The organism is Advenella sp. S44, from assembly GCF_002810445.1.
Classification (GTDB): Bacteria; Pseudomonadota; Gammaproteobacteria; order Burkholderiales; family Burkholderiaceae_B; genus Advenella.
In genome coordinates, this window is sequence record NZ_NEXS01000007.1 from 1 (window position 1) to 7,060 (window position 7,060).

The 7,060-nt window shown below is 49.9% G+C and carries 9 protein-coding genes; 5 read left to right on the forward strand and 4 right to left on the reverse strand.

Translation table 11 applies throughout. The annotated features are described in order from the left end of the window. Both CAP48_RS12805 and CAP48_RS12810 read left to right on the forward strand, forming a co-directional pair. The coding region (locus CAP48_RS12805; protein ID WP_161495259.1) for an integrase core domain-containing protein at positions 1-215 on the forward strand (215 nt) is incomplete at its 5' end. A 9-nt stretch (positions 216-224) separates the two neighbouring features. Beyond that, positions 225-740 carry a hypothetical protein gene (locus tag CAP48_RS12810; protein WP_197707273.1) on the forward strand — a complete coding sequence of 172 codons (516 nt, stop codon included), beginning with the start codon at positions 225-227 and terminating at the stop codon, positions 738-740. A 122-nt stretch (positions 741-862) separates the two neighbouring features. On the opposite strand, the gene CAP48_RS12815 is transcribed toward CAP48_RS12810, so the two are convergent. After that, positions 863-2,137, reverse strand: coding sequence for a porin (locus tag CAP48_RS12815; protein WP_100697338.1), 1,275 nt, complete (start codon positions 2,135-2,137; stop codon positions 863-865). Between the two features lie 286 nt (positions 2,138-2,423). Between CAP48_RS12815 and CAP48_RS20240 the strand changes: the two genes are divergently transcribed. Continuing rightward, positions 2,424-2,600: a hypothetical protein gene (locus tag CAP48_RS20240; protein WP_161495260.1), complete on the forward strand. Its 177-nt coding sequence runs from the start codon at positions 2,424-2,426 to the stop codon at positions 2,598-2,600. 164 nt (positions 2,601-2,764) lie between these two features. On the opposite strand, the gene CAP48_RS12825 is transcribed toward CAP48_RS20240, so the two are convergent. Then, complete coding sequence (locus CAP48_RS12825) at positions 2,765-3,082, reverse strand: hypothetical protein (protein ID WP_100697340.1); 318 nt, start codon at positions 3,080-3,082, stop codon at positions 2,765-2,767. A 246-nt stretch (positions 3,083-3,328) separates the two neighbouring features. On the opposite strand from CAP48_RS12825, the gene CAP48_RS12830 reads away from it, so the two are divergent. Beyond that, complete coding sequence (locus tag CAP48_RS12830) at positions 3,329-4,489, forward strand: mandelate racemase/muconate lactonizing enzyme family protein (RefSeq protein WP_100697342.1); 1,161 nt, start codon at positions 3,329-3,331, stop codon at positions 4,487-4,489. A gap of 33 nt (positions 4,490-4,522) precedes the next feature. Here CAP48_RS12830 and CAP48_RS12835 read toward each other — a convergent pair whose 3' ends face one another. Continuing rightward, complete coding sequence (locus tag CAP48_RS12835) at positions 4,523-5,479, reverse strand: tripartite tricarboxylate transporter substrate binding protein (RefSeq protein ID WP_242444481.1); 957 nt, start codon at positions 5,477-5,479, stop codon at positions 4,523-4,525. Between the two features lie 665 nt (positions 5,480-6,144). Next, positions 6,145-6,726 carry a hypothetical protein gene (locus CAP48_RS12840; RefSeq protein ID WP_100697344.1) on the reverse strand — a complete coding sequence of 194 codons (582 nt, stop codon included), beginning with the start codon at positions 6,724-6,726 and terminating at the stop codon, positions 6,145-6,147. Between the two features lie 117 nt (positions 6,727-6,843). On the opposite strand from CAP48_RS12840, the gene CAP48_RS12845 reads away from it, so the two are divergent. Beyond that, positions 6,844-7,060: transposase (locus CAP48_RS12845; RefSeq protein WP_153045701.1), on the forward strand; the 217-nt coding region annotated here is incomplete at its 3' end.

The following is a 7,060-nucleotide window of genomic DNA, read 5'->3' on the forward strand; positions in this document are numbered from 1 at the left end:
ATATTGATTATACGCAGCCCGGTTGCCCCTATCAAAACGCCTATATTGAGCGCTTCAATCGTACGTACCGCCAAGAGGTATTAGATTTATATCTTTTTACGTCGTTGAAGCAAGTTCAACACATCACGGAACACTGGACAACGATTTACAACACCGAAAGACCGCACGATTCACTCAATGACATGACACCCATTGACTATAAATTAACATTATAAATTCTATGTGTGTGGTGTATTAAAGATGGGGTATTTACAGAGCTGGCCGAAGCCCTGCAAAAGGAACATCAGATCCCGTTCCGTGTAGGCCACAGCTTTGCTTCAGCAATTGTGACTGAAGCGCGGGCCAACGGCTTCAAACCCAAAGACTTTCCTTATGCCAAGGCCGCTGAACTGTATACCAAGGCGCTACAGAAATATAAACTGCCCGATGCTAAACTGCCTATCAATGAAGCCCATTTCCGGGAAGTGCTTTCTCCCGAATTCATGGTAAAAACCAGAATGGGTACTGGCGGGCCACAACCGGCGGAAGTGGAGCGCATGCTGACCGAAAGCAACAAGCGCCTGAGCGACGATAAGGCATGGATGCAATCGACGCGAGACAAACTGATGCAGGCGGACCAAAACCTGGACGAGGCATTTACAAAACTGAAAAACTCGGCGGACACACAATCCGATAATCAGTCCACTGAAAGCATGCCGGCAAAGCCAGCAGCATCATCAAAAGACAAGCCCAAAGGATAGTTGATACCACTGCGGCTTCATCGACTTAGGAAAGGCCGCATTTATACAGCTACAATGAAAATACCACCCCGAAGGGTGGTATTTTTCTGCTTTATGAATACATCACCAAGCGATGCATGTCATTAGAAGCGGTGTTGCAGACCGACACCAATCAGGGTGGATTTCAGTTTGACGTTACCCCTGTGGAGCGATTCATCAAACTTCATTTTGCCTACACCGTAAGAAGCGGCAGCATACACGCGGGTACGCTTGGACAAGCCTTGTACATAGCCCAGGCTGAAGATATTCAGCTTGCCTTTCATACCGTCGAAGTCCTCGTTGGTGTTTTTGGACTTGTTACCCTGGTAAGAGAACAGAACGGTGCCGGTGTCGCTCACAGGTGCGCTCAGGCCAACCATCCAGGACTGTTGACGGAAGCCGTCGGTTTCTGTGTAGTTCAAACCATGAAATTTGCTATCGGGGTCCATAACAGTCGTGAAGCCAGCCAGTGCACCATTCAGGCCAATGCTACCGACTTTAGCCTCAGTAACGGCGCTGCTAGCTACAGAACCACGAATCAGACCATAGCCCAGGTGCAGTTTAACGACTTCAAAGTCATAAGCGCCGAACAGATTCCACATATGGGTAGTGCCTTTGGTTTTTGTATCGAAAGGAACGTCTTCACCGGCTTTTTTATCATATGTGTAACCGCGATTACGAATATCGGTGCGGAAACGATCATAGGAAAGACCGACAGAAACCGGACCATTGTTAAAGCCCAGGCCTGTTGAAAGCCAGTTGGAAGTATCACGCTTTTCAGTTTCTTTCTCGTCTATTTCAGATGACGATTTTTTGTGAGAGCCTGAATAGGCAATACCGAATTTGAAACCACCGAAATCAGGTGTCATATACTTGAAGGAGTTGTCCATGCGGGCAGAAGGAGAATCACCGAATGCACCGTCAACAACACCAGCCTGAAGAACACCGGTGCCGAACGGATCAATTCCAGAAACCACATCATCGGCCACGTTGTACTGGCGACCCAGGGTCAATGTACCCCAGCTATCGCCGGTGAGACCGATAATGGCTTTGCGCCCGAACAGACGACCATCTTGTTTAGATTTACCCGTACCCAGATCAAAGCCGCTTTCCACCTGGAAAATGGCGCTGGTGCCGTTACCCAGGTCTTCAGTACCTTTGAGGCCCCAACGGTTGCCGTTCAGGATACCATTGACCATCCCAACATTGCGCGTTTCGGTCCAGTTTCCAGGTTGTGTCTTGGTCGCGCTTTCCGTAATTTTGGTCTTGGTATAACCGATACCGCCGTCAACCAGACCGTACAGCGTTACAGAAGTTGCAGCTTGCGCCACCCCGGTTGCCGCACCGAGCAGCACGATAGATTGCAATGCCTTTTTCATATTGAATACTCCATTTACAAATTTCATTCCGGCGTACCGGATTACTTCATCACCTTTGGGCTAGCGGTATGACACCGGCCAGCTTTACCGGATTACTCCGGTCGCTCGACACCATGATTGCCGGGTTTGCCCGTTAGCAAACTAAGCAGACGCGGCAACCATGTTGACAAACCACTGCATACGGGCCCGCTTATCTTTTCGAATCAAAGGGTTACGGAAGCAGCTTGAGAGGTATTGTATTTTTTAGGCGCTGATCGTCGCCTTGATCCATGTAAAGGAAAAATGAATGGAAAGCAGGTATATGGGAATGCCGCGCACAGCAGGTGCAACAGCAGGCTTGACGGCGCACTCAGTGCAAAAGCGCCTGATGGCCGAAAGAAAATACAGCAATAGCAAAAGCCTGACCGATGTCGCTTTTTCGCATCAATCAGGCTTTTTTACGACATTTTGGGTGGTCGTTTAGACGCGGTGTTGCATTCCTGCAGCAATCTGTGTGGGTTCAAGCTTGATCTTATCGTCCAGCACATCAAACCCTACACTACCGCTGCCGTATGATGCAACGGCATAGAGTGAGGTATGTTTGGACAAATCCTGACTGTATTTTTAATGCTGCCAGCCAGCAGCCCATCAGGCGCCGGCCTTGTGCAACATGCAATAGTCGTACGCTTCCTGTCCGATACCTGTCTTGTTAAGGTCGCTATCGTACGCAACGTCAATAGCATACGTAAACATCGGATCATTACTCTTGCTACCTAGGCTGGCCTTGTCCCCGGCCCTGTCATTGTGCCCACCTTTGCGTGCCTGCAATGTAGTCTCTGCCGTTTCCTGAACGCGCTTGCACACTGAAGCCGCATTCTGATGCGCCGGCTTTACCGGCTCTGCCGCATAAGCTTGCAAGGACGCCACCGCACATATTGCGCCTATGACATATGTCATCATTTTCATTTGAATACTCCTTTTTATACTCACGATGCATCACTACTGCATCATAGCTTACCGGAAAATCACAAGTCTGATGTTTCACATTGACATACTTATAATCCTGCGCCATCCCCCTTCGAACTGCATTATGATTATGACATCCGGGACGTTCATGTTGATAACATCTGCAATAAGAATATTTCCGGGTAGTCGCCGATCCTGGTGACCACTGAATATTCAAATTCACCCTACTGGCCTGCCTGAACACATATGAGTACGATCGCGTCCGTCACTGCTGTTGCCTTCAATGTTTCACCGAAAACCAACTGGTTTTTCATTCTCATTCAAATGAGCGATGGCAGTAGGGCCTGGGGAGAAGCATCGCTCAATGGCTGGGAAACCGCCCTTCAGACAGCGACCCAGCTACATGGCCAGCCGCTGGTGGGCATGACGGCAGAAGCGGCCATTGCACAATTGCGGCCATCTGCGATGCTACCTGGCGGACTGGTTTCCAATGCCGTGCTCAGCGCCCTGGCCCAGGCACTCTGGACAATCCGCGCCGGGCAGGAGGCGGTGCCGCTACATGCGGTGCTTGCTCCCCTGCAAAGAAAAGCCATTTCAGTCTACGCAAACATTAATCGCGCCACGGTCGATCGCACACCGGCAGGCTTTGCCGCCACAGCCCAACGTGCGGCCGCGGCGGGCTTCCTGGGATTCAAGGCAGCGCCTTTTGACGGCGTCACACCCGCTGCGTGCGCTGCCGGAGAAGCTGACCAGTTGATCCGACACGGGGTAGATTGCCTCTATGCCATCCGCGAAGCCGTCGGACCGCAAGCCAGATTAATGGTGGACTGCCATTGGCGTTTTGACGAGAAAAGCGCACTTGATGTACTGGATCAACTGCAGGACGTTGGTCTGCACTGGTTTGAGTGTCCCCTGGCAGAAACTTATGACAACTGGGATTCTCTGCGAAAAATCAAGGCTCACGCCAACGAACAGAACGTGCTTATTGCAGCAGCGGAGACTCAGGTTGGCGTCGCTTCCTTTGAGATGCAGATTCGTGAAAAACTGCTTGATGTGATCATGCCCGACATTAAGTATTGTGGTGGCCCGGCCCATATGCTGGCAATCGCCGAAATGGCCGCCGCACACGATATCCTGTTCGCTCCCCACAACCCGACCGGCCCGGTGTGCACGGTCGCCTCACTGCATGTCGCCTGCGTTGCCAGCAAGGCCCATATGCTCGAATTGCAATTTGAGGAAAGTCCGCTATATGATGCGCTGGTCGGGCAGCAACACCCGACACTGGAAAAAGGCAAATACCATGTTCCCAATCGCACCGGCCTGGGTGTGGAGCCCGATATGCAATTGATAAGCGCCCATCCCTTCAAGCCCGTGCCTTTTGGAATTGAAACCTTGCTGGCAGTCTAAACGCATGATGGCAGCCGGACCGCCTGCATCGTATCAATCGGCCTTGATGTTTTTTTCCTGGGCCAGTTTTTTCCAGCGACTGACATCGTTGCGAATGCGCCCGGCAAACTCCTCGGGCGTGCCGCCGGCCGGCGCGCAACTGACTGCCTTGAGCCGCTCCTGAATATCCGGAGACGCCAGCGCCACGTTGATTTGCTCATTGACGCGTTCTATTAGTTCACCCGGGGTTCCGGCCGGCGCCAGCAAGCCAAACCACGCGACCGTTTCAAATCCCGGATAGGTTTCTGCGAGTGTCGGCACATCGGGCAACTCCGGTACACGCTCCCTTGTGGTCACCGCCAACGCCGTTGCCTTGCCTGACTTGATCTGACTTAGCCACGGAGGTAAATTGCCGATCATGGTAACCACTTCATTGGAAAGCACGGCCTGCACCGCCGGTGTTGCGCCTCGGTACGGAATGTGAACCAGCGGCACGTCGGCAAGACTCTTGAACAACTCTGCAGAAAGGTGAGCCGAACTGCCAATACCGCCGGAGGAATAATTCAGCGAGGTTTTGCTGTTTTTTACGTAGGCGACAAATTCTTTCAGATTGCTGACCGGCAAGTCCTGCCGAACCGCCAGCACATTGGCTGCCGTGCAGAACAGACCCACGGGCCGGAAGCTTTTCACGACGTCATAGCGCAACTTGCTATAGATGGCAGCATTAATTCCATGTGAACCGGCATTACCGACAATCATGGTATAGCCATCGGGTTTGGCATTGGCAACCGACTCCGACCCAATCACCCCCCCTGCCCCGGGTTTGTTCTGTATCACAATTGTTTGCCCAAGCGCCTTTCCTACCTTGTCGGCCAGCAGGCGGCCGATAGAGTCAGAGCCGTCGCCTGGTGGGCTGGGAATCACCCAGGTAATAGGCCGTTCCGGATAAGCGGCCAACGCTGGCGTGCTCGCCAGGGACAAGGTCATTGCCATGAATATCGAACGCTTCAATATATGTCTCCCAAATGACCCAGTGTATAAAAGGGCCTATATTATTTGAACGAACTTCTGATTCAAATGTTATTGCTCTTAAGTATAACGATTGTGATGTTGAAGAGGAGCTTGAAATGTAAAGAATATGCCACTGCAGGCCGTAATGCCATCGATATTGACGCTCATGTACGACAGCGCAAGCGACCTATATGCTAAATGAGACATATTGAATATTGCAGATGATGGTCAGCACCAATGAGACGGGCATTCGGCTAAGGTAATGGCAAAGATGTAATGACAAATGTGGTTGATCCGACATAGCCACAACCGCGGAGTGTCATCGCCGGACGTAAAAAAACGCCCAGGCACACGTGCCGATAGGCGAAAATGCATACGACACTTAGGATGGAACGCATGCATTGCTGAATACTACGAAACTTAACGTTTGTTAACAATCTCGGGTTTTCCCGGAATTCGGTTCGTTTTCTGGCTATGCACTATTCGTGAAACTTCTGAAATGCAGATGCACGCGCGCCACATGTATGGGTTGAGGAACGTTTAGAAAAACCGTTTGAAGATCCTGGCTCAATGCACTTGGAATGATGCGATCAATCAAATTAGGTGAATGCCCATCGCCCGTTTGCGGTTATGGGGAGATAGCGCCGGCTTTGATTAGGCCTTCCCTATAACTCGGGATAATCGCTGAACCGGTCCATCACTGTTGTAACAAAATCGTCTGAACGAGAAAAAGCATTTTCATCATTCTTCTTTTCCATTTTCCAGACCATGTTCGTCTGGACATAATAATTGTTGAACACAGCATAGCAAAGCCGGTTGGAGGCTGGCTTATCTTTCATAAGAACGCCAACACAATTTACGTGCACACCTTTGGGCGTAGTGAATTCCTGTTTTTCAGGGGTTGTGCTGTTATCTTTAACCAACGCCTTTTCAATTCCTTCGCCTAGCGCCTTGGCAGCCTTGATTTTATCGAGACCAGGAGGAATTCTTTGTGCATTGACGTTTGTGAGACGAACTTTTTGTTCGTTGTTATAGATAACGCTTAATGACCCTTTTTTGGGTTCACTGTGTACTTTGTGTATTCTCAAGTCACCAGTCTTCGGTACGACGTATCCCATGATGGGATTTTCCTTGACGCCCTGGCTAATGCTTTTGTTGTTCTCGATACTTTTGACTTCTGCATTTGAAACAACGGGCAGACTTAACAGACCAATTAAACTCAGTCGTACAAAATTATCACAGTTCATCTTTTATGCCATATTCTCAATAATCTATCTTCAAGTATAACAAATGTGTAACTACCCCGTAAAATAATACAGATTACTCGTAGAATTTCTTTTAAGCTAAACGAAAGGAGTTTGACGATGAGCAAACGAAAGACTGAAAGCCAAATTGTGGCGATTTTGAAAGAAGCTGAAGTTGGTATGCCGATCAAAGACCTCTGCCGTAAGTATGGCATCGGCAATTCAACGTTTTATAAGTGGCGCGAAAAATACGGCGGTATGGAAGCATCCGATGTGCGCCGTTTAAAAGAGCTTGAAGAAGAAAACCGTCGGCTCAAACAAATGTATGCGGATTTGA